This is a genomic window from Bacillus cereus group sp. N24, from assembly GCF_016483345.1.
GTDB classification, from domain to species: domain Bacteria; phylum Bacillota; class Bacilli; order Bacillales; family Bacillaceae_G; genus Bacillus_A; species Bacillus_A toyonensis.
Genome location: NZ_JAEHCA010000001.1, coordinates 343,888 through 366,566, shown reverse-complemented (window position 1 = coordinate 366,566; position 22,679 = coordinate 343,888). Strand labels below are relative to the sequence as shown.

Genomic DNA, 22,679 nt, shown 5'->3' with positions numbered 1-22,679 from the left:
GAAATGAGATGATTACGTGCCTTTTATGAATCGCTTTACAACGACAGTTACTGGTGCCGTCACGTTCACTGGGAACACGTTGGGACTCAGTCCTACATCTCCTGCACCAGGCAATAATTTCGGTACGATTGATGTATTTACTACGGTAAATACATCGCTTCAAGTGCCAGGATTCCCAGCAGGAACGACAAATGATTGGCGATTAAATTCTGCAAGTGCAATTTTGAACCTTCCAGCAGGGAGTAGTGTCTTATACGCAGAACTTGTGTGGGCTGGCACATACCGGACTGATACGGAGGATGTTACTGCGTTTTTAAATGATAATATTACCTTTACAACACCAGCGGGGACATTTTCTGTTACACCAGACCCAGCAACTGCCCAGCAAGGTTCAGTAGGGAAGCAGTTTTATTATAGTCGTTCTGCTAACGTAACGAACCTTGTTAGTGCAGGTGGGGCTGGCACATATACAACAGGTGCCGTGCCAGCTGCAAGAACTTCAGCTGATTCAACAATTAGTCGTTCGGTTGGCTGGACGCTTGAGGTAGTTTATCAAAATGTGAGTTTACCACTAAGGAATTTATCGGTGTATGCAGGACAAGAAATTATTGAGGCATCATCACCACCAGTAGATGCTGTTATTTCAGGTTTTGCAACGCCGTCTACGGGAACAGTTACAGGAAGAGTACTTGTAACTGCCCAAGAAGGTGATGCTAACATTGTTGGAGATCAACTTCGTTTTGGGCCGAATGCAAATGCTACAGTTACTTTATTCGGACCGAGAAATCCTGCAAATAATTTCTTTCAGTCACAAATTTGTAATGACAATGGAAATTTAGATACGAGCGGAACATTTGGGAATTTGAATCAACCGTTAGGGGTAGCCTTAGCTGTCCGAAGACAAGGCTGGGATATTACGAATGTAGATGCATCATCATCATTAGTAAACAATCAGACGTCAGCGACTGTGCGCTTCATTACAAATGGAGATGGGTATGCTGCAGCTGGATTTGGTGTTCAAATTGATGCGACAGGTCCAATCATTAATCCTGTTAAATCGGTTAATAGAACAGTTGCAGGGGTAGGGGATACTCTCACCTATACGATTACGGTCCCGAATACAGGAACAGGAAGTGCAGAAAACGTTGTATTACAAGATAGTATTCCGAACGGAACGACATTTGTAGCAGGTAGTGTAACGATAGGTGGAGTAACACAACCGAGTGCGAATCCCGCGAATGGAATTAATTTAGGTACAATCCCAAATAACACGCAAAGAATTGTTACATTTCAAGTTCGAATAACATCGTTCCCGAACCCAAATCCTATTCCAAATCGTGCAATGGTGTCATATCAATTCCGTCCTTTTGTCGGTAGTGCCCCTATTACAAGTACGTCTTCTTCAAACACAGTACAAACGACAGTGAATCAAGCGACTATAAGTATGCAAAAATCTGTAGATCTACAGACGGCAACTCTTAATGATGTATTAACGTACACAGTTAATGTGACGAATAATGGGAATGTTGCTGCAAACAATGTTATTTTTGTTGATAGTATCCCTGCAGGAACAACATTTGTAGCTAATAGTGTTACGGTTAATGGAGTAGCACGTCCAGGAGCGAATCCATCAAGTAGTATTAATCTTGGAAGTATTAATGCATCGCAAACGACTGTAGTACGCTTTCAAGTACGAGTGACATCGAACCCTCTTGTCAATCCAATACCGAACCGTGCAAGTGCAACCTTTACCTTTACCCCAGTGCCTGGTCAACAACCAATTTCAGGTCAAGCGACGAGTAATACCGTAGTTACTACAATTAATATAGCTGATATAAGAACGAGAAAAACAGTGGATAGAGCTTTTGCGACAGTGAATGACGTTCTTACGTACACCGTTACAATTGAGAATACAGGAAATGTACTTGCGACGAATGTTGTTTTTCAAGATCCAATCCCAATTGGAACGACTTTTATTGCAAATAGTGTGACTGTAGATGGGGTTTCGCAACCTGGGGCAAATCCAGCGACTGGGTTTGCGGTAGCAAATATATCTCCCGGCGGAAGTAGGACAGTGACTTTTCAAGTACGAGTGACATCTACGCCATCAGGAGGTACGATTGCGAATCGTGGAAATGTATCTGCTAATTTCGTCGTTAAACCAAATCAGCCGCCAGTAACGATTAATAGACAAACGAATACTGTAGTGACACAAGTTAATACGGGTGGTTTAAATGTAATAAAAGAAGTGAATACAACGCAAGCGGCAGTAGGGGACACTTTAACATACACAATTGCCGTCCAAAATACAGGAAATGTTCCGTTAACAAATGTGTTTTTCCAAGACACTATTTCTTCCGCTGTTTCTTTCGTTGCAAATTCTGTAACAATTAATGGAGTACCGCAAAGTGGATTGAATCCGAATACAGGATTTTCTCTTCCAAATATTCCTGCGGCTCAAACCGTTGTAGTCACATTTGACGTATTAATTGTACAGGATCCAGAAAATGAAGATATTTTAAATCGAGCAAATGTAACAGCAAGTTTTCAAGTGAATCCGAGCGAACCGCCAGTAACAATCAATGTACCGAGTAATATTGTGAATACAACTGTACAATCAGGGAATTTTGAAGTTGTGAAAGCAGTGAATACAGATGTTGCAACGGTAGGGGATGTTTTAGTATATACAATCGAAGTTATAAATGCAGGTAGTGTACCAGCTACAAATGTATTTTTCCAAGATTCAATTCCACAAGGGACATTATTTATTGAAAATAGTGTAGTTGTTAATGGTGTTTTACAAGAAGGGGCAGATCCAGAACTTGGATTCCCATTAAATAATTTGCCTACTGGTGCGAGTGTAATTGTTACTTTTGAAGTATTAATTGATGAAATTCCCCAAGGAAATAATGTCGTAAATAATGCGAATGTAACTGGAGATTTCCTTGTAAATCCGACAGAGCCACCGATTACTGTAACAGTACCAAGTAATACTGTTATGACAGTCGTGAATTCTTCAGGGTTAAATGTAATGAAAAGTGTAAGCGCTACTGAAGCAGGTGTAGGAGATACGTTAACGTATACAGTTCGTATACAAAATAGTGGAACAGTAGCAGCGACAAATGTATCATTCCTTGATCCAATTCCATCTGGAACAACGTTTGTAGCAAATAGTGTAACAATAAATGGAACGCCTCAGCCAGGTTTAAACCCAACAACTGGATTTCCACTTGCTAATATTCCAGTAGGAGGGATGGTAACAGTTACTTTTCAAGTGACGATCACGAGTGTACCACCGAATAGAGTTCTTCCGAATAATGCGAATGTAACTGCTGATTTCCAAGTAAGTCCTCTGCAGCCACCAATTACAATTGTAACGATTAGTAATATTGTTGTGACGCGAGTAAATGTAGGATCAATTAATGTAATAAAGAGTGTAAACACACCGCAAGCAGGCGTAGGAGATACGTTAACGTATACAATTCTTATTCAAAATACAGGAACTGTTCCTGCAACGAATATTATTTTTCAAGATCCGATTCCTGTTGGAACTGCGTTTGTAGCAAATAGTGTGACGATAAATGGAGTTGTTCAGCAAGGCGCGGATCCTATGGTAGGTTTCCCAGTACCAAATATTCCGGTCGGACAAACGGCTACGATTACGTTTCAAGTTACAGTGACGAGTGTTCCGAGCGGTGGAAATGTTAGAAACCAATCGAACGTTACTGCAAGTTTTCTTATAAATCCAGCAAATCCTCCAATAACGACTGTTACGAATAGCAATTTTGTCGTGACGCAAGTAAACACAGCACAGTTAAATATACAAAAATCTTCATCTGTACAACAAGCAGCACTTGGAGAAACTTATACGTATTCTGTTGTCATTCGAAATAACGGCACAGTACCAGCGACGAATGTATCTTTCATTGATCCAATTGCTCTAGAAACAACATTTGTAGCAAATAGTGTAACGATAAATGGGACGCCACAACCTGGGTTTGATCCAAATGTTGGTTTTCTACTTCCTAATATTGCAGCTGGGACATCATTGACTGTAACGTTCCAAGTTACAGTAGTTGCGCCATCCCCGCGCGGAGCAGTATTAAATACAGCATCTGCTACAGCCACTTTCTTATTAAATCCTTTACAACCACCTGTAACAACGACAAATTCAAGTAATACGACAGTAGTTACAATACCGTTACCTCCTCCTGGTGAAGTAACAGCAACAAAAGCAGTTGACGTTGCAACTGGGGCTGTTGGAGATGTATTAACGTATAGCGTGCTAATTACGAACGTAGGAATTATACCTGTTACAGATGTACTCTTCCAAGATGTCATTCCGGAAGGAACGACATTTGTTGAAAATAGTGTAACGATAGGTGGGGTTCAGCAATTTGGTTTAAATCCAGAAATAGGATTTACTGTTACTCCATTATTAATTGCTGGTGGAAGTATTACGGTAACATTCCAAGTGACAATTACAGAGATTCCAGATAATGAAGTCATATTAAACGATGCTGACGTTACATTTACTTCACAACCGAATCCGCAGGAACCACCGATTACGGAAACGATATTAACGAATTTAGTCGTTACTACAATTAATATAGCGTTTATTTTTCCGTTAAAACTAGTAGATAAAGAAGTAGCGACTGTAGGAGAAATTTTAACGTATGATGTATTGATTTTAAATTTTGGAACAGTGGCAGCGACGAATGTTCAATTTATAGATACTACTTCCGCGGGTGTAGCATTTGTACCAGGAAGTGTGAGCATAAACGGGGTACCGGCACCAGGATTAGATCCTTTCATTGGTTTTACAGTTCCAGATATACCTGTAGATGATTTTGTACTTGTCACATATCAGGAGACGGTAACGAGCATACCAGAAGGTGGTACAGTTGTTAACTTTGTAGACGTTACCGCGACATTTGCTGTAAGTGAAACAGAACCACCTATTACTGAAACGACGACAAGTAACACGACATTAACAGAAATAAATGAATCTGGTTTGAATGTATTAAAATCAGTAAGTCAGCCGATTGTTGCAGTAGGCGATACAATCACCTATACAACAGTAGTTCAAAATACAGGGACAGTGACAGCAACGAATGTTCAATATAGTGATGTATTACCTTCCTCTATAGCATTCGTGCCGAACAGTGTAACGATAGACGGTGTGTTACAACCTGGATTCAATCCGAATAATGGATTCCCGCTTCCAGATATAAATCCAGGTGAAAGTGTAGAAGTAACCTTCCAAGTAACAGTTGTTAGTGTTCCATCAAACGGAACAATTGTCAATACGGCAAATGTAGCAGGTAGCTTTGTATTAGTACCAGGAGAGCCACCAGTTATAGTAAACCAGCCGAGCAATACAACACTCACAACTGTCAATAGAGGACAATTTAATGTTATTAAACAAGTAAATAGAGCTGCTACTCTCGTTGGAGATGTATTAACGTATACGGTTCAAATAACGAATACAGGAACAGTAACAGCTAATGATGTTCAGTTTATTGATACCATTTCAGCAGGGGCGTCATTTGTACCAAATAGTGTAATGATAAATGGAGCTTCGCAACCAAACTTAAATCCGATTACTGGATTTGGAGTTGGAGATATACCGGTAGGTGAAACAGTTATAGTGACGTTTCAAGCGACAGTTACAAACATCCCGTCATCAGGAACAATTACGAACGTTGCAAATATAACAGGAAGCTTTACTTTAGTGCCAGGAGAGCCACCAGTTGTAGTAACAGAGCCGAGTAATACGACGATAACTAGAGTGAATAGAGGAAGATTCAGCGTTATAAAATCTGTAAATAAAGATGCGACACGATTAGGAGATACGTTAACGTATAGTGTGCAAGTTACAAATACGGGAACGGTAACAGCAACGAATGTTCAGTTTATCGATGTTCCATCACCTAGTTTAGAATTCGTTCCTGGAAGTGTACAAATAAATGGGATTCCGCAAGTAGGTTTAGATCCATTTGTAGGCTTTGCGTTGCCTGATCTTGCAGTAGGGGATAGCATATTAATCACATTTGAAGTAAATGTAATTTCAATTCCGCCTTCTAGTAGTATTATGAATACAGCGAGAGTAACTGGTGATTTCGAATTGATTCCAGGAGAACCACCGTTTACAATTACCAATTCAAGTAATACGACAGTCACGCCAGTAAATAGAGGCAGTTTAGATATGCTGAAAGAAGTAGATCATTCAATTGTTGGAGTAGGAGAAACGGTAACGTACCGTGTTCGTATATTAAATACTGGTACGGCTGATGCAATGAATGTTCAATTTATTGATGTGCTATCTCCGGAAGCTGTTTTTGTACCAAATAGTGTAACGGTAAATGGAGTAGCACGTCCGGGAGTAAATCCGCAGGTTGGATTTACGATTTTAGACATTCCAGTCGGTGAGACGGCGATTGTAACATATGAAGCTACGATTACGAGTTTTCCAGATGGTGGTACAGTAGTGAACGTTGCTGGGGCATTAGCAGAATATATTTTAGTACCAGGGGAACCGCCAATTACAGTGATGGACACGAGTAATACAGTTATTGTAACGGTAAATACTGCAATCTTATTTGTTGCAAAAGGAGCAAACTTTGAAGTAGCAATGGTAGGAGATGTTGTCACTTACGGCATTGCTGTTATAAATGATAGTACAGTTCCTGTGACGAATATTGTTTTAACAGATATCATTGATCCAAATACGTTATTTATAAATGGCACGGTAACGGTAAATGATGTACCTCTTCCATTTGCCAATCCGAATACGGGTATTCCGTTAGGTGATTTTCAGCCAAATGATGCGGCAATTATTAATTTCCAAGTTGTAATAACGGGAGGGCAAATAAATAATTTAGTTACAAATACCGCTACAGCAAATGGGCTCGCAACTGTAAATCCGAATGAGCCACCTGTAGTAGTGGAAGGTGATAGCAATACAGTTGTTATCCCGTTTATCCCTCAAAATGTCTCAACGACAGTCGTAAAAACGGCAGATTTACAGGTAGCAACAATTGGAGATGTTATTACGTTTACGACAGTCATTACAAATACGGGTGATACTGTCATGCAAAATATTCGTTTTCAAGACATGTTAGATAGCAGTGTTCGATTTATCCCTGGAAGCGTAATAGTCGATAGTGTTCCATTACGAAATGTAAGTCCAGTATCAGGGTTTCTTATAGGAAATTTAAATCCGGGTGAAGCGCGGACAGTTTCGTTTCAAGTAGCAGTTCAGAGCGCACCAAGTGGTTCAGGAAATTATATTAACCAAGCGAGTATTCGCTTTGAACATCAAGTAGGTACAGTATTGCCACCTGTTACACAAATAATAGAAAGTAACATGGTAGTCATCCCATTTGTTCCAACGATAGAACAAATTTGCGAAACGAACTTTAATTGCTTAGATAAAATTCCATTTCAATGTTCTCCATGTAATCACTTACAAATAAATAAAAAATAAATACAAAAAGAGCATCCTGTAAGAATGGGATGCTCTCTTTTTATGTGTATCAATCATGTAGATTCTTTTTCGGGTGAGGTGAAAAATTCATTGGTTTTGTTAGAGAGTAGAAATGGAATAGCTCCTTTTATGACAGAAATATCCCAGTCCCACCATGCAAGTTTTTCTAGTTTTTCAATGGTTTCTTGTGGAAAACGATAGCGAACTAGTTTGGCAGGGTTCCCAGCGACAATTGCATATGGAGGTACGTCTTTTGTAACTACACTCTTTGCGCCGATAATGGCCCCGTTACCAATTGTAACACCAGATAAAACGCAGGATTGATAACCAATCCATACATCATTGCCGACTACGATATCACCTTTTGATGAAGGGTGACCAGTAATATGTGCTCCTTCATCGAAGAGAGCATTAAATGGGTAAGTCGTTATCCAATCAGCACGATGCTCGCCGCCAAGTATGAAAACGACTTCTTCTCCTAATGAACAAAACTTACCTATTTTCAATTTCGTTTCATCATTCCAAGAAAAAATAGTTGGACCTACTTTACTATAAGTATAATCACCAATATCATATTTACTATATTCAGGTTTTTGATTTAAATATAACATAACAAATTTAGCATCCTTTCTAAAGCAAGTAATGGATATGGAACATTATATGCAAGGTGGATTAAGGCGAACTGTGTTGTATGAATTAGTAAGATGTAAGTATGTTAGTAGAGAAAATGAATAAAGGGGAGTGGAGTGGATGAGATACGAAATGGGATTATATAATAAACCTTTTCAGTCAATTCAATCAGGAAAAAAGGTATATGAAGTACGCTTATACGATAAAAAACGTCAATTTATAAAACAAGGCGATGAAATTGTATTTACGAACCTTACGACAGCAGAAACGATGGTTGTAAAAGTAACGGAAGTAAAGCGATACGAAAGCTTTAAAGAAATGTACGAGCAAATTGATAAAAAGTTATTGGATTGTGAAAATGATAGTTTAGAGGAAATGTTAGAAAGTACATACAAAATATATACGAAAGAACAAGAAGAAAAGTGGGGAACAGTTGCGGTTCGTATTGAGGTAATAAAATGATGAGAAATCGCGGCGTGGCTATTATTGTACAGGATGGAAAAATTGCTCTAATAAAACGTGTTCGAGACGATGAAGTATATTACGTTTTTCCAGGCGGTGGAATAGAAGAAGGAGAAACATCGGAAGAGGCAACGAAGCGAGAGATATACGAAGAATTAGGGGTACATATAGAAGTAAAGCACCTTATTACAAAGATAAAGTATAAAGGTACCGAATATTATTATGAAGCCTATATTACGGACGGAGTATTCGGAAGCGGAAAAGGTGAGGAGTTTAAGCAGAAAGATAGAGGTTGTTATATTCCGTTATGGATACCGATAAATGAGTTGAAAAATGTGAATATAAAACCTTACGAAGTGGTCGAAAGTATATTCGATAATTATAAGATGTAAGGTCTGACAACATACAAAAAAAACCATTGACATAGCCTGCTGATTTAAGTATTGTATTCGAGTATGTTTATAATCAGGAGGTTTATATGAGCAATCAAACTACTACACATCATGTGAAAATGACAACAGCAGATCCATCTGGAATCGGTCTATTTGGATTAGCAATGGTAACACTTGTAGCATCATCTCAAAAGTTAGGTTTAACAGATGGCGTTTCACTTGTATTACCATGGGCAATCTTTTTAGGGGGATTTGCACAAATCTTTGCATGTATTCACGATGCAAAGCATAACAACACGTTCGGTACGACAGCATTTGGTGCGTACGGCCTGTTTTGGTTAGGTGTTGGAATGACTTGGTTAATTCAACTTGGAGTATTCGGCGAAAAATTAGCCCAAACTGCAGATTCAAAACAGCTTGGTGTAGCCTTTATCGGATATTTAATTTTCACAATCTTTATGACGATTGGTGCAATGGAAACACATAAAGTATTATTTATGATTTTCGTACTTATTGATTTCTTATTTATTGGTCTTTCATTAAGTACTTTAGGTGTTATGCCGCACGCAATGCATAATTTAGCAGCATATTCTGAACTATGTATTTCATTATTATCTTTCTATGGTTCAGCCGCAGCAGTGTTAAATACACACTTCGGAAAAGTTGTTTTACCAGTTGGAAAGCCATTTGGTATTTTTAAAAAGTAATAAAAAAGCACAGGTGATTGTATAGTCATCTGTGCTTTTTTGTATGGAATAAATAAAAATGAAAAATATAATTGAAATTGATTCTCATTATTAATATAATGAGAATGAGAATCATTCATTGCAAGAGGGGGATGCCAAAGTGGCGAAAATTTTAATTGCGTATGCGAGTATGTCAGGAAATACAGAGAGTATTGCTGATTTAATAAAAGTAAGTTTGGATGCTTTTGATCATGAAGTAGTATTGCAAGAGATGGAAGGCATGGATGCTGAAGAATTGCTAGCTTATGATGGAATTATTTTAGGATCTTATACGTGGGGCGATGGTGAATTGCCGTTTGAGGCAGAAGATTTCCACGAGGATTTAGAAAATATAGATTTGTCGGGAAAAAAAGCAGCTGTATTTGGATCAGGTGATACGGCATATGAACTGTTTTGTGAAGCGGTGACGATATTTGAAGAACGTCTTGTAGAACGCGGTGCAGAACTTGTACAAGAAGGATTGAAAATTGAATTATCTCCAGAAGATGAAGAGGATATTGAAAAATGCAGTAATTTTGCAATTGCATTTGCTGAGAAGTTCTAAGAATGGGAGTGTCAACGTGGAGACAATGTTAAGTGCAACTGCTATTACAAAATTAAGAGATGGAAAACTTATGTTAGCTACTACATATGATGGCTTATTTATTGAACAAGACGGAGAATGGAAACAAATTTTAAATGGCTTTCAAAAACGAATTAGGGATTTACATAGCGTAGATAATATAGTTTATGGTGTAGGCGACGAAGGGATTTTTATTCGTAGCATGAATGGTGGAGAGAACTGGACAATTCAGCGTTTTCCAACAAAAGCAACGAGTTGGAATGTGTGTAGTAATGTACAAGGAACTGTCATTGCTCATGGAGATAAAACATTGTATCTTTCTAATAATTTCGGTTCTACATGGGAGACCGTTCATCCATTTCTTGATTATGGCAGTGATGCACCGTCTATTCGTTCGTTATTCTTATATAAACATTACTTATTTATTGGTACGAAAATACATGCGAAATATGGTGGTGTTTGGCTTTTTGATTTAGAGAAACGTAAATTAAAAAGAATTAAAATAGCGATGAATCAAATGATTTCTGCGTTGACTCTACATAATTCTTATCTAGTAGCAGCAAGTGGATCGTGTAAAGGAATTGGTGGTAATATTTCTTTTTGTAACATAGATGAAAGTATTGAGAATGAAAAACTATATTGGCATACATGTCAAAGTGAGCAGAAAGCTAGTAGCTATTTAGACTTAAGTGTAGATCAACATGTGCTATATACGACTTCAACGCAAAATAAGGCGGGCGTTAGCACGGTTTGCCGTGTGCATCTTAATGAAGGGATTGTTACAGTATGTGACTCGGTTAAAGGGCATGGTTGGCGCATTGTTAATCAAAAAGAAGGCTATGTTGTGGCTGGATCAGGTGAATCAAAAGCGATGCAGTGGAAGAAAAAAGTTGTTTAGCAAAAAAAACTTTGCTTTTATTATATTGATATGATATAGTATGTTTAAACCATTTTACTTTTAATAATATAGAGATTTAAATGAGCTGTAACTTCCGAGGAGGATAGCAATGTTAAATCTCCTCAGGGGTTGCAGTTTTTTAATGTCTGGTTTATTATTGTAAGGTGGTTGAAAATGAATATGTACATATAGGTACATTGTAGGAGGATTTTTTTCATGCAAAACGGTAAAGTAAAATGGTTTAACTCAGAAAAAGGTTTCGGTTTCATCGAAGTTGAAGGCGGAGAAGACGTATTCGTTCATTTCTCAGCTATCCAAGGCGACGGCTTCAAAACTTTAGAAGAAGGTCAAGAAGTTACTTTCGAAGTAGAACAAGGTAACCGTGGACCACAAGCTACTAACGTTAACAAGAAGTAATTTTTGAAAAAAAGAAGGGCTCGCCCTTCTTTTTTTTGCGTTCTTATTGAATATCCTCCAATGTACATATGATAATAAGACTGAATTTTTGTTTTTTATACGAGGTATTTCATGCATAAAGTGTATGAATAAATAGATACTGAAAATAAAGTATGTGTGTGAAAAGGATTTTAGAAAGAGGTAAATAAATTGAAAAACGCTACACGGTTTATTGTGTTTGATATCGAAAGGAATTTTAGGCCGTATAAATCAGAAGATCCGTCAGAAATAGTAGATATTGGAGCTGTAAAAATAGATGTGAGTACAATGAAGGTTATTGGAGAATTTTCAGAGTTAGTAAAACCAAGTGCCCCATTAACTCGTCATACAACAAAATTAACTGGAATTACAAAGAAAGATTTAATTGGTGTAGAGAAATTCCCTCAAATTATAGAGAAATTTATTCAGTTCATTGGAGAAGATTCTGTATTTATTTCATGGGGAAAAGAAGATTATCATTTTCTATCTCATGATTGTACATTACATGGCCTAGAATGCCCGTGTATGGAAAAAGACAGTAGATTTGATTTGCAAAAATTTGTTTTCCAGGCTTATGAAGAATTGTTTGAACATACACCAAGTTTACAATTTGCAGTAGAACAGCTCGGCTTAACGTGGGAAGGGAAACAGCACCGCGCTTTAGCAGATGCTGAGAATACAGCAAATATACTTCTTAAAATATATAGCGAGAGAGATATTAATAAGCGATACAAGAGACATGGTGAGCTTGAACTTGTAAAGAACGGAAAACTAACAGAAAAAGCGAAAAAAAAGATGCGAAAATGGGTGTTTAAAGAACTGAAGAAACATGCAGAACGACCATTTGTGTGGAGTACATTTGAAAGTAGTGAAACGTGGGAAAGTATAACGGAAAGGTATTATATAAGTGAAAATACAGTAGAACTTCTGAAAAAACATTTCCCTACAGCGGTGAGAAAAGCGGAGCGGCAGCTTAAATATTTGGCTGAGATGGAGGAGAATGCACAGTCTAGGTGACATTCTCCTCCATTTCTAGCTATATAAATTTAAAGTCATCGTATTGACGGATGAGTAAAGTATTCAAATTTAATTAGGAATTAATTTGTTGTTGTAATTTGGCTATTATAATTGCTTTGAAAATTAAGGTGTCGTAAGAATTTTAAAATATATTAATAAAATAAGAGCTCATAAAAATGAAAGAGGGTACAGTTAAATGGAAGCAATCTTTAACATTTTAACTGTTTTATTTTTTATATTATATTCACATCACTTTTTATTTTTATTACACTTCCTCTTATAGTAAAAAGGATTTAGAAAAAGCTTAATATATCTTTAAACCGCGGTGAATTAAAGATTAAAATTGAAGAGTAAGATAAGCGTTATATATATGGGAGATGCGATGATGATAAATTTGGATATCAAAGATATTAACGTAAAGATGGAATTAAACGGTGTCTTTTGGAATGAGGATAGGATTGCTGAAATGATGGTGACTACAACAGCAGAACATTCTCTTATTCTTCATATATTAGTTGACTTAGAAAATAAAACTATTAGTGCGATGAGTGCCACGATAGTGAATGGGTTCTGCCCTCTGTGCAAACAGAAAAGAGACGAATGCAGTGAACTTAATGACCCACAAAATAAAATGGATATTTTAGAAGAAGCCTACGATTGGGTGAGAGAGCATCCAGAATATCGTTTTCAATTATCTTTTTACGAGTACAATAAATTTGAGGTAGTAAAGTGAAATTTTTATTTTAATAACATACATAGTGACTATAAGGAAAAACATCAAAAACTTATAGAAGGACTGGGTCTATTAGTAAAAAGTGAAAAAATTGTAGTACGTTGTATACAAGAACATATTGAAAAGGATATTTCAACTGGAAATGTGTTTGTACAACAAGGAACGAATTTATTTAGATACTGCAACAAATTTTATCTTAAGTCAAAAAAAATTAATACATAAGCACATCTTGTTATAAAGCAGAGAAACCGATTCTTAGTAGAGTCGGTTTTTAAAGTAAACGTCAAGTAAGTCCAAAATAAAAGAGCGCTTTGTTAATAGCGCTCAGTAAAAAAATAGTTATAGGGAAGCATTTATTCAATGTTAGAATCGAAATTTTTAGTATTGTGTGGTCTCACTTGTAGACACATAGTTGTTATTTAAAACATGTTTATTGGTTACTTGATTTTCTTTATTCAACCCCGTTCGGATCATATGAAAACTGTTGCTTATTCTCAATCCGCTCAATCACATCTTGCAACTCATCTGGCTTCAGAAACTCAATAGGAGAGAAGCCTTTTTCAAACGTAAGTGTATCAGCCTCAATCATTAATACGTATCGGTCATTTACCTTCGCGATATGTATTTGATCTCCGAAATCAGCAAGCAGGGCCTTCACAGAGATATGATCTGCTTTTAGCTTTAATTCCACTTCTGGGGCGTGCTCGACGATTTGAGCGGTAGCTTCCATTACTTCTTCGGTTGAAAATTGTTCCATAATTTCTCGCTTCGGACTGGCAGCCCATACTTCCATTGCTTGGTCGAATTGTTCGCGTTCTTCAGTACCTTCTTCAAATACATCTTCAATTTGGTCGTATACCATGTCCATTACTTGTGTTTTCATAATTTCAGGCATAGAGCGTTCGTATTCGACGAATTTTAAGAAGTCCTCGAAGTAGCGGGCATGTGATGCTTGGTGTATTTTTAGTTCGCCTACTTCAACCATACCTTCTTCAGGCATGTACGGATATTGGATAGATTTCATATTCTTCGTTGTGATGGCCATTTCAACGTTACGAATAAGTGTTGATTCATCTGAAATAGAGGCAACTTTCGGTTCAAAGTCACATTTCATAACGAATACGAATGGGTCATCAAAGTATTTACGTAGTTTTGCTTGCGCGATTAAAAATACACCACCACGAACAGCGCTTGTGTCAAGATATGTATAAACGAGAGGCTCGCTCATATCTTTGAAGTTTTCTTTTGTTTCTGCAAAACGAATACGATTAAATAGGTTGTAATGAGGGTTTGAATCGAGTTCGTGCCCTTCTTCTACAATAAAGCGCCCAATCTTTGTTGGGGCTTGTTCCGTTTTGGCATGACGTTCTACTTTTCGCTTTGAAATTTTTAATAATTCACCATTCAAAAATTCTTTTAAAGAGCTATCTTCATATTCTTCAGCGTCTAATGTTTGAAAATGTTTATAGCGTTTATCAACTGCTTCACCTTTTCCTTCTACTTGTACAACATAAAAAGAAAGATAATTTATTTCAAAATCCATATTTATCACCTTGTTTCATTTCATTAACTCTTATCAGTATAGAGATGGAGAAAACTTTCGTCAATTTATATAAGGAAGGGAAGACCCTTCCTTATATATTTTTTATTTTCAAAATTAAAATCCGTCTTCTAGCGCTGCAAATGGAATGTTAAGTCTGTTTTCTACTGTACGTAAACGTTGGTTTAAGCGATTTAGTCTACGTGTATGGCGCTCAACAGTATTTTCTAATTGACGTACTCTTTGCTCAAGCTCATTTACTCGTCGTTCTAGTTGACGGTTTCCAGTACCAGGGAAAGAGATTGGAAGTTGAAATTGTCTATTTTGGTCATATGGATTAACTTGTTCTGTTTGATCTATATATTGTTGGTATTGTGCTTGTAAATCATATTGAGGCTGATAACCGTATTGGTTATATGGATCATATGGATTGTAGGGATACATAAAAACGTCCTCCATTTCTTTAAAATAGGTTAAATACACGATACTGTATGTGTAAAAGCGGAGCAGTGGCACGGCAAATACCTAATTATATTTACGTGATTTACTTTTATAAATAAGAACAGGGAGTTGTTACATTTGTTTTTCATTTATTTAATGGTATATAATGGATAGAAGGGGAGAGGTTACATAAAGGTTACAAATTTGCTAAACTTACATTTTCATAAAAATATGTATAGACATTTACAAAAGAAAAGAGTAATTTAAATAGAGTAAAAAATAACTTGTAACATTTTATAAACATATTGTAAAATGATTGTAACAAAACATACATAAAAATGAAATAATACATAAAAGCAGTGTTGGGGAAAAGGAGAGAGTATATTGTTCCGTAAAATAAAGGGTATTTTAGTTGGGGTGCTATGCGTAGCTGTAGTGAGTGGTTGTGGTACAAAAGTAAGTGATGTTGCATTAGTAAGTGATATTGGTGGACACACTGTCGCGGCTAAAGCAGAAGTGCAGGATTCTATTAGTTTAGTTGATAGTCGAACAGGTACTGAAGTGAAAAAAATAGATTTGTCTAGTTTAGGCTATTTTGAAGACGAAGCAAAATTTAAAAAATCGGTAACGAAGGTTGCTAGTGAGGTTGGGAAAACCGTTGATAAAAAGATGGTTCCATCACGTATAGCACCTGATGGAAGTTGGCAAGAAGGAAAACCTTCTTATGAATTAATGGAAAAAGAATTAGTAGATAAATTGTTAAATGTTGGTATGTGGGATTCTTCATATCAGTTACCAATCACAGAGAAAAAGCCTGCGGCAACATTAAGTGATGCGCAAGGAAGTGGTACGGTAATTGGTAGATATGAAACGAATTTAGGTGGATCAACAGGTGGCCGTATTGAGAATATTCGTTTGTCAGCGGCGAGCATAAATGGAGTTGTATTAGCAAAAGGAGACCGCTTCTCTTTTAATGCATTAATCGGTGATACAACGCCAGATAAAGGATATCAATTAGGAAAAGAAATTGTAGATGGTAAATTAGTAGATGGATATGGTGGGGGTGTTTGTCAAACATCTTCGACTTTATACAATGCAGCAGATCAAGCTGGTTTGAAAATGGTAGAGAGAACGACGCATTCTAAAACAGTAGGTTATGTGCCACAAGGAAGAGATGCTACAATTGCATATCCATACTTAGACTTAGTATTTGAAAACACGAACGACGCACCTGTGAAGCTTTATATGGGCATTCAGGGCGGAAAGTTAGTTGCTGAAGTACATAAAATGAGATAAGAGTTATAAAGTCACTTTTTCTGAAAGTTAGAAGAGGTGGCTTTTTTATTAAGAAAATAAAAATATGTATAAATTCTGACTTTTCTTATTTACATAGGGTGATTTTGGTTGTATTCTTCATAGTAACGGTTATATGTAATGGAAAAATATTGGGATAAGGAGATGGAGTTATTCATGGTACAAATTCATCCGAAAACACGTATTGGTCATGTTGCATTTAAAGTGAAAGATTTAGAACGTCAAATTGCTTTTTATGAGAATGTAGTAGGCTTAGAAGTAATTAAACAAGAGGGGAATAAAGCGTATTTATCTGGAAAGGGTGGTAAGAATACGCTACTTGTTCTTGAAAAGTTGGAGGATGGGGCACTGCAAGAACCACGTACGACTGGTATATATCATGCTGCTTTTTTAGTTCCAACTCGTGAAGCTTTTGCTTCGGCACTATTTGGGGTTCTTCGTAATAAGAATGTAATTGATAGCCCGGCTGAACAAGAAGGGCGTTATACATATTCAAATGAAATTTTACCAATTTCAAGGTTTAATAGTGCAAGTGATCATACGTATAGCGAAGCGTTTTATTTACAAGACTTAGAGGGTAATGGAATTGAAATATATGCAGACCGCCCGCGCGATCAATGGGGAGAAGGACCAGGAGGAAGTACGCCGCTTGATTTAAAAGCATTGGCAACGCTCGTTGATTATGAGTTTGCTGGTTTACCTGCTGATACTGTCGTTGGACACGTACATTTACGAATAGCTGATGTAGAAAAGTCACATGAGTTTTATGTAAAGACTGTAGGCTTTGAGGTACAACAGCGTGAAGAGGATTGCTTATTTATTTCGGCAGGAGGCTATCATCACCATATCGGTACAAATACGTGGAACGGAGTAAATAATCCGCACCCACCAGCACATGCAACTGGACTAAAGGTATATACGATCGTACTACCGCATAAAGAAGCGTTAGATGAAGTGAAAGAAAGATTAATAGAAAAACAACATGAAATAGATGAAACTACAAATGGATTTACAGTAGTAGATCCAAGTGGTATTACAGTACAGTTTGAAATAGAAGTAGCATAAAACAAGCCAGAAAGTGTGTAATCACTTTCTGGCTTGTTTTTAATTATTCATAGTTCAATCCAAAACCTTCTTACAATATTTCCATCTTCCTCAATGAAATCATCATCACGAAGCCCGCCGTTATGTAAGATTGTTTTTTCTGATCCAGTATTCACTTCGTCACAAACGACAAGTACTTTCTCAATGTTTAATTCCTTCGTTTTTTCTAGCGATAACTCTAATAACTTCGTAGCATAACCTTTTCTTCTTTCAGAAGGGCGAATGCCATAACCGATATGACCTCCAGCGTTAAATAAATGTTCGTTTAAACTATGACGTATATTAACAACTCCTACAATTTTATTTTCATCTGTAACGAGCCAATACGTAGAGTCTGGTACCCAAGATTCAGGAAGGTTTACTCCGTTATGTGCATCGAGTAATTCTTGAATCATAGCCGGAAAGTTAGAAGGGGCCTTTGAAATAACCCAAGGAATCATCGTTTCACCGCTATCTTTCCATTCGTTATAAAAATCTAAGTATTCTTCTTGTAAATCAGTAGTAGGTGTAATCAAAAAGACATTCATTGCTAGTAAGCTCCTTTTATTTATGTTTTATTTCACAAAAATCAAGGCAGAAAATGAAAGCGTTTTCTAGCTTTCTCAACCTCATTTCTTGCACTTCATATGCAATTTTTAACTGAAGATAAGTAAGGTGTTGAACTTAAAGGTTTTTTTGTATGAGAAATAGGTTATCTTGTTTATGCTAATATTTAAAATATTAGCATAAAAGCGTTGGGATAGTAAGTGAATTTTGATGGAATGTTTTTATATCGATAAATGGATGTGTGTGATAATTTTTGTTTTATCCATCTATAATGAATGAAAGGGGGAAGTGTTCGTGAGCTTACATATTGATTTTATTTTACGAATTGGTATTGCTGGTTTATTAGGAGCAATGATTGGTATTGAAAGGGAAATTCGATCAAAAGAAGCTGGATTAAAGACTCATTTCCTCGTAGCGGTAGGGAGCGCTTTAATAATGGTTGTTTCGAAATATGCCTTTTCAGATATTATGTTTGAAAATCATATGTCCCTTGATCCAAGTCGTATTGCAGCGCAAGTTGTTAGTGGAGTAGGTTTTTTAGGTGCAGGTACAATTATTATTCAAAAACAGGTAGTGAAAGGATTAACGACAGCGGCTGGTTTATGGGCTACAGCAGGAATTGGATTAGCAATTGGAGCGGGTATGTATGTAGTAGGGATTGGAGCTACGATTCTCGTTTTAATTGGGTTAGAGATTGTAAGTCGTATTTTTAAAGTGCGATTTTTATTTCCGCAAAATATAACAGTGCAAATTTGTATGAATAAACATGAAACGGTACAACAAATATTAGAGAAGCTTCATATGAAAGGTATTCCAATACTTTCATATGAAGTGGAATCTTTACAGCAAGATACAGGTGTAGTTTATAAGGTAGGAATGCAGCTGAAAAATATATCACCTGAAGAAAAGAATGCATTCATTCAATATATACAAACATTACCAGAAATAACGTTTGTAAAGTTAAATTCATAGCGTTGAAAAAGAGGTTAGATGTAGCAGAAATTTCGCTATTATCTATCCTTTTTTTGACACAAATCGCATGGAGAGTCAAGCGTTAATTTTGCTATGAATGGATACATATGTGAACGTTACCTTATTTTTTCTCAATACAGAATAAATAGTCAGAATAGTAAGATATTAGTGTAGGGCACTAAAAAATGTAAGGTAGGGGAGAGTATGAAAGGCTATTCAAAAAAAGTTTTAGTAGGGGTAAGTTTTGCTAGTTTACTGTTAGGGAGTTTTCAAGGGAGCATATCGGCGGAAAATACTAAGGAAGAGCAAGTTTCTTATCGAAATGTGCTCAAAATGGAGCCAGTTGGTGTACAATTGCCAGTGCAAGAATTAGCTCATTCATCAAAAGTGCTAGAAAATAAGTCTTTTGAGAAAAGGCTACAATTTGCTGATTTATCGCAAAGACCGCCAGAAGTAAAAAAAGAAAGTAAACAATTAGCTGTAGCGAAAACTTATACAATTGCTGAATTAAATCAATTAAGCAATCAGCAATTAGTAGATTTACTTGTAACAATCGACTGGGAGCAAATTACGGGGCTATTTCAGTTTAATAAAGACAGTCTAGCATTCTATCAAAATGATAGTAGGATGCAGGCGATTATTGATAAATTAAAGCAGCAAGGGCAAACTTATACGCAAGATGATTCAAAAGGGATTGAGACATTAGTAGAGGTATTGCGATCTGGGTTTTATTTAGGATTTTATAATACAGAATTAAGTAAACTGAATGAACGAAGCTATCATGATAAATGCTTACCTGCATTAAAAACGATTGCGAGCAACCCGAATTTTAAGCTCGGTACATTAGAACAAAATAGAGTTGTATCATCATACGGAAAATTAATAGGAAACGCTTCGAGTGATGTGGAAACGATAACATCGGCTGCGAAGATTTTTAAACAATATAATGATAGTTTTTCTACATTGGTAGATAATCTTTCAGCTGGAAATGCGATTTACGATATTATGCAAGGTGTGGATTACGATATTCAATCATATTTGTACGATACGAGAAAAGTGCCGAAAGATACAGTATGGTATCAGAAAATAGATAGTTATATTAATGAGCTAAGTCGTTTTGCATTAATGGGAACGATTACAGCGAAAAACGGATGGCTTATTAACAATGGCATTTATTATACAGGTAGACTCGGTACGTTCCATAGTACAGGGACGAAAGGGTTACAAGTTGTAACAGATGCGATGAACATATACCCGTACTTAGGGGAGCAATATTTCGTAGCAGCTGAGCAAATCGCGACAAATTACGGCGGAAAAGATGCAAATGGAAATATGGTTAATTTAGATCAAATACGAGAAGATGGTAAGAAAAAATATTTACCGAAAACGTATACGTTTGATGATGGTGCAATTGTTTTAAAAGCTGGAGATAAAGTGACTGAGGAAAAAGTAAAACGTCTATATTGGGCAGCGAAAGAAGTGAAGGCACAATTCCATCGTACCGTTGAAAGTGACCAGCCATTAGAAAAAGGGAATCCAGATGATGTATTGACGATGGTTATTTATAATAGTCCAGCAGAATATCAATTTAATCGTCAATTGTACGGGTATGAAACGAATAATGGTGGTCTTTATATAGAAGGAACAGGTACATTCTTTACTTATGAACGTACACCACAAGAAAGTATTTATAGTTTAGAAGAGTTATTTCGACATGAGTTCACGCATTATTTACAAGGTAGATATGAAGTGCCAGGACTATGGGGACAAGGTAAGATGTATGAAAATGAAAGATTATCTTGGTTTGAAGAAGGAAATGCTGAATTTTTTGCAGGAGCAACGAGAACGGATAATGTTGTACCGAGAAAAAGCATTATAGGAGGATTATCTTCAAATCCAGCAGAGCGTTATACGGCCGAGCGAACGTTAAATGCAAAGTATGGAACGTGGGATTTCTATAATTATTCCTTCGCTTTACAATCGTACATGTACAATAAGAGGTATGATATGTTTGATAAAGTTCATGATCTTATTAGGAAAAATGATGTGACAGCATATGATGCATATCGCTCTGCGTTAAGTAAAGATGCGAATTTAAATAAAGAGTATCAAGACTATATGCAAATGTTAGTTGATAATCGTGATAAATATAATGTTCCGTTAGTATCAGATGATTATTTAGCAACGCACGCATCGAAACCAGTTTCAGATATTGCAGCAGAAATTACGGCGGAAGCAAATGTAAAAAATGTATCTGTAAAGAAAAATAAATCACAGTTCTTTAATACATTTACACTACAAGGAACATATACAGGTACTGCTGCAAAAGGAGAATATGAAGACTGGAAAACAATTACACAAAAGGTGAATGATACGTTAAAACGTTTAAGTACAAAAGAATGGACAGGCTATAAAACAGTAACAGCTTATTTTGTGAATTATCGTGTGAATGCATCAGGACAATTTGAGTATGACGTTGTGTTCCATGGTATGAATACAGAAGAAGGAGCTGTGAATAAAGCGCCGTTCGCAGTTATAAATGGTCCGTATAGCGGAAATGTGAACGAAGCAATCTCTTTTAAAAGCGATGGATCAAAAGATGAAGATGGAAAAATCGCTTCTTATAAATGGGAGTTTGGAGACGGTACTGTAAGTAATGAACAAAACTCAACGCACATTTATACAAAAGAAGGAACATATACAGCGAAATTAACAGTAACAGACGATAAGGGAGCAACTAATACTGCTACAACGAGTGTGACAGTTAAAAAGAAAGAAGATAACAGTGTAGAAAAAGAGCCAAACAATTCATTCCAAACAGCAAATAAACTGCAGTTGAATCAAATTTTACGTGCTAGTTTAGGAAATGGTGATACAAGTGATTTCTTTGAAATAAATGTAGAAACAGCTAAAAACCTTCAAATCAATGTAACGAAAGAAAATAATATTGGAGTAAACTGGGTTCTTTATTCAGAAGCAGATTTAAATAATTATGTTACGTATGCCCAGCAACAAGGAAATCAACTAGTAGGTAGCTACTATACGTATCCAGGGAAATATTATTTACATGTGTATCAGTATGGTGGGGGAACAGGGAATTATACGGTAGAAGTGAAGTAGTAAAAGGGAAATTGTTTTTTCGATGAATAGCAAAAAGATCTATGCTTTTAATGAAAAAACAACTGTAGACAATGACTCTAATGACATTAACAGATTAAGTGTCGAGAGATCTTATATTTAAATTAAACAAATCTGAACAGTAAATGAGATGAAATTGATAAATTATTAGTTCATCAAAATGTAAGAAAAGTAGTGAATTTTAAGTACGTTTAATTAAAGGATCAGAGTTTATCTATTTTTACAGATAAACTCTGATCCTTATTATTTGAAAGTAAGAT

17 protein-coding genes are annotated in these 22,679 nt (G+C 36.3%); 13 read left to right on the top strand and 4 right to left on the bottom strand.

Going from position 1 to position 22,679, the window contains the following annotated elements; all coding sequences use genetic code 11:
* Positions 1 to 16: 16 nt before the first annotated feature.
* Positions 17 to 7,489 carry a DUF7507 domain-containing protein gene (locus JDS95_RS01780; RefSeq protein ID WP_144467324.1) on the top strand — a complete coding sequence of 2,491 codons (7,473 nt, stop codon included), beginning with the start codon at positions 17 to 19 and terminating at the stop codon, positions 7,487 to 7,489.
* Between the two features lie 53 nt (positions 7,490 to 7,542).
* Here the strand turns inward: JDS95_RS01780 and JDS95_RS01775 are convergent, their stop codons facing one another.
* Positions 7,543 to 8,100, bottom strand: coding sequence for a CatB-related O-acetyltransferase (locus tag JDS95_RS01775; protein WP_000966318.1), 558 nt, complete (start codon positions 8,098 to 8,100; stop codon positions 7,543 to 7,545).
* A 139-nt stretch (positions 8,101 to 8,239) separates the two neighbouring features.
* Here JDS95_RS01775 and JDS95_RS01770 point away from each other — a divergent pair, with 139 nt between their 5' ends.
* The 8 genes from JDS95_RS01770 (at position 8,240) to JDS95_RS01735 (ending at position 13,364) form a co-directional block, all read left to right on the top strand.
* Positions 8,240 to 8,581 carry an ASCH domain-containing protein gene (locus JDS95_RS01770; RefSeq protein ID WP_144467323.1) on the top strand — a complete coding sequence of 114 codons (342 nt, stop codon included), beginning with the start codon at positions 8,240 to 8,242 and terminating at the stop codon, positions 8,579 to 8,581.
* Complete coding sequence (locus JDS95_RS01765; protein ID WP_144467322.1) at positions 8,578 to 8,973, top strand: NUDIX hydrolase; 396 nt, start codon at positions 8,578 to 8,580, stop codon at positions 8,971 to 8,973. The genes JDS95_RS01770 and JDS95_RS01765 overlap by 4 nt, the downstream gene beginning before the upstream one ends.
* A gap of 86 nt (positions 8,974 to 9,059) precedes the next feature.
* The gene (locus JDS95_RS01760) at positions 9,060 to 9,680 is read left to right on the top strand and encodes an acetate uptake transporter (protein WP_000070943.1); all 621 of its coding nucleotides are present in this window, start codon (positions 9,060 to 9,062) and stop codon (positions 9,678 to 9,680) included.
* 139 nt (positions 9,681 to 9,819) lie between these two features.
* The gene (locus tag JDS95_RS01755; RefSeq protein WP_001062761.1) at positions 9,820 to 10,263 is read left to right on the top strand and encodes a flavodoxin; all 444 of its coding nucleotides are present in this window, start codon (positions 9,820 to 9,822) and stop codon (positions 10,261 to 10,263) included.
* Between the two features lie 16 nt (positions 10,264 to 10,279).
* Entirely contained in the window at positions 10,280 to 11,179 is a 900-nt protein-coding gene (locus JDS95_RS01750; RefSeq protein WP_000449502.1) for a WD40/YVTN/BNR-like repeat-containing protein, read from the top strand.
* A gap of 216 nt (positions 11,180 to 11,395) precedes the next feature.
* Positions 11,396 to 11,596, top strand: a complete 201-nt coding sequence (cspB, locus tag JDS95_RS01745) for a cold shock-like protein CspB (RefSeq protein ID WP_001179148.1) — start codon at positions 11,396 to 11,398, stop codon at positions 11,594 to 11,596.
* 189 nt (positions 11,597 to 11,785) lie between these two features.
* A complete protein-coding gene (locus tag JDS95_RS01740) occupies positions 11,786 to 12,631 on the top strand; it encodes an exonuclease (protein ID WP_000786433.1) in 846 nt (281 codons plus the stop codon).
* A 385-nt stretch (positions 12,632 to 13,016) separates the two neighbouring features.
* Positions 13,017 to 13,364, top strand: coding sequence for a hypothetical protein (locus JDS95_RS01735; protein WP_000609018.1), 348 nt, complete (start codon positions 13,017 to 13,019; stop codon positions 13,362 to 13,364).
* A 451-nt stretch (positions 13,365 to 13,815) separates the two neighbouring features.
* Here JDS95_RS01735 and JDS95_RS01730 read toward each other — a convergent pair whose 3' ends face one another.
* Positions 13,816 to 14,907 carry a DUF3900 domain-containing protein gene (locus JDS95_RS01730; protein ID WP_000345043.1) on the bottom strand — a complete coding sequence of 364 codons (1,092 nt, stop codon included), beginning with the start codon at positions 14,905 to 14,907 and terminating at the stop codon, positions 13,816 to 13,818.
* 114 nt (positions 14,908 to 15,021) lie between these two features.
* On the bottom strand, positions 15,022 to 15,348 hold the full coding sequence (locus JDS95_RS01725; protein ID WP_000283716.1) for a hypothetical protein: 327 nt from the start codon (positions 15,346 to 15,348) through the stop codon (positions 15,022 to 15,024).
* 381 nt (positions 15,349 to 15,729) lie between these two features.
* Between JDS95_RS01725 and JDS95_RS01720 the strand changes: the two genes are divergently transcribed.
* Together JDS95_RS01720 and JDS95_RS01715 are read left to right on the top strand one after the other, a co-directional pair.
* Entirely contained in the window at positions 15,730 to 16,641 is a 912-nt protein-coding gene (locus JDS95_RS01720; RefSeq protein WP_085450445.1) for a VanW family protein, read from the top strand.
* Positions 16,642 to 16,815: 174 nt separating this feature from the next.
* On the top strand, positions 16,816 to 17,724 hold the full coding sequence (locus JDS95_RS01715; protein ID WP_000249860.1) for a VOC family protein: 909 nt from the start codon (positions 16,816 to 16,818) through the stop codon (positions 17,722 to 17,724).
* Positions 17,725 to 17,771: 47 nt separating this feature from the next.
* Here the strand turns inward: JDS95_RS01715 and JDS95_RS01710 are convergent, their stop codons facing one another.
* On the bottom strand, positions 17,772 to 18,290 hold the full coding sequence (locus tag JDS95_RS01710) for a GNAT family N-acetyltransferase (RefSeq protein WP_001100445.1): 519 nt from the start codon (positions 18,288 to 18,290) through the stop codon (positions 17,772 to 17,774).
* A 313-nt stretch (positions 18,291 to 18,603) separates the two neighbouring features.
* Between JDS95_RS01710 and JDS95_RS01705 the strand changes: the two genes are divergently transcribed.
* Together JDS95_RS01705 and colA are read left to right on the top strand one after the other, a co-directional pair.
* Entirely contained in the window at positions 18,604 to 19,281 is a 678-nt protein-coding gene (locus JDS95_RS01705) for an MgtC/SapB family protein (protein ID WP_000052096.1), read from the top strand.
* 204 nt (positions 19,282 to 19,485) lie between these two features.
* Complete coding sequence (colA, locus tag JDS95_RS01700) at positions 19,486 to 22,401, top strand: collagenase ColA (protein WP_085450444.1); 2,916 nt, start codon at positions 19,486 to 19,488, stop codon at positions 22,399 to 22,401.
* The last annotated feature ends 278 nt before the right edge of the window (positions 22,402 to 22,679 follow it).

Coding starts and splice junctions, on each gene's coding strand:
- JDS95_RS01760 (WP_000070943.1), top strand. CDS start 9,060: ATGAGCAATCAAACTACTACACATCATGTGAAAATGACAACAGCAGAT.
- JDS95_RS01725 (WP_000283716.1), bottom strand. CDS start 15,348: ATGTATCCCTACAATCCATATGATCCATATAACCAATACGGTTATCAG.
- JDS95_RS01735 (WP_000609018.1), top strand. CDS start 13,017: ATGATAAATTTGGATATCAAAGATATTAACGTAAAGATGGAATTAAAC.
- JDS95_RS01765 (WP_144467322.1), top strand. CDS start 8,578: ATGATGAGAAATCGCGGCGTGGCTATTATTGTACAGGATGGAAAAATT.
- JDS95_RS01710 (WP_001100445.1), bottom strand. CDS start 18,290: ATGAATGTCTTTTTGATTACACCTACTACTGATTTACAAGAAGAATAC.
- JDS95_RS01715 (WP_000249860.1), top strand. CDS start 16,816: ATGGTACAAATTCATCCGAAAACACGTATTGGTCATGTTGCATTTAAA.
- cspB (WP_001179148.1), top strand. CDS start 11,396: ATGCAAAACGGTAAAGTAAAATGGTTTAACTCAGAAAAAGGTTTCGGT.
- JDS95_RS01770 (WP_144467323.1), top strand. CDS start 8,240: ATGAGATACGAAATGGGATTATATAATAAACCTTTTCAGTCAATTCAA.
- JDS95_RS01730 (WP_000345043.1), bottom strand. CDS start 14,907: ATGGATTTTGAAATAAATTATCTTTCTTTTTATGTTGTACAAGTAGAA.
- colA (WP_085450444.1), top strand. CDS start 19,486: ATGAAAGGCTATTCAAAAAAAGTTTTAGTAGGGGTAAGTTTTGCTAGT.
- JDS95_RS01775 (WP_000966318.1), bottom strand. CDS start 8,100: ATGTTATATTTAAATCAAAAACCTGAATATAGTAAATATGATATTGGT.